At 65.2% G+C, this 856-nt stretch carries 1 protein-coding gene; it reads right to left on the reverse strand.

What is annotated here, in order from left to right; all coding sequences use genetic code 11:
• Positions 1-609 (reverse strand): IS30 family transposase (locus JF781_RS28005; protein WP_255642433.1); only part of this gene is annotated, 609 nt, incomplete at its 3' end.
• Between the last annotated feature and the right edge of the window lie 247 nt (positions 610-856).

Here is an 856-nt window from a genome sequence, read left to right on the forward strand (position 1 = left end):
CAGGTCGCCTTCCCAGTGACCGGGGACGGCACGGTCGGCGACCTCGGGTGGGCGTTGGCTGATATTGACCATGTCGGGGATACGTCCGTGGCGGCGGGCCCCGGGCTGGTGCTGGGATCGGCGCACCGCGCGTTTGGTCCGCAGGCACCGATGCAGCTCGCGGCGCAACGAGCCGCGGCCCTGAACGTAAATGGCCTGGTAAATGGCCTCGTGGGACACCCGCATCTCCGGATCATCAGGGAAGTCGCGGCGCAGCCGCGCGGCTATCTGAGTTGGGCTATGCAACTGTTTTAACCGAGTCTGCACTTCGGCGTGCAGCCTGTCATTGATCGCGAGCTTGCGGGTCTTGGGGCGCCGCGCCCGATCAGCGGCACGGTCATGCGCCGACACGGCCAGATAGCGCACGCTCGCGGTCTTGCCGCTTTGGCGGGCCCCGAACGCCTCTTTGCGCCGATACCCCGATTTGCAGCCCGTATGGCGGTTACGCAACTCGCAGTTGCTGTCGATCTCACGCTTAATCGTCGATGCTGGCCGGCCCAACCGGCGCCCGATCGAGCGCAAAGATTCCTGGGCATGCACACCGGCCTGGATCTCGATGCGTTCCTGCAAGCTCAACCGCGGCCGGGGACCGCAGATATTCGGTGTCCTGAAACGGGGTTTCACCCCGCCAGCCTCACGGAACCACTGCCGACCCGTGCCTTGCGACACGCCGACGGCCACGCCCGCCGAGCCCGGATCAAGGCCCCGCCGAACACATTCCCAAAACACCGGAACCCGCGACCGCAACGTCCCATTGGCCATCGCAACACTCCTCACTCAGAAGATGTGTTGCATCCATCCCTTGAAATCAAGCGAG

This window comes from Mycobacterium sp. WUMAC-067, assembly GCF_020217485.1.
GTDB lineage: Bacteria > Actinomycetota > Actinomycetes > Mycobacteriales > Mycobacteriaceae > Mycobacterium.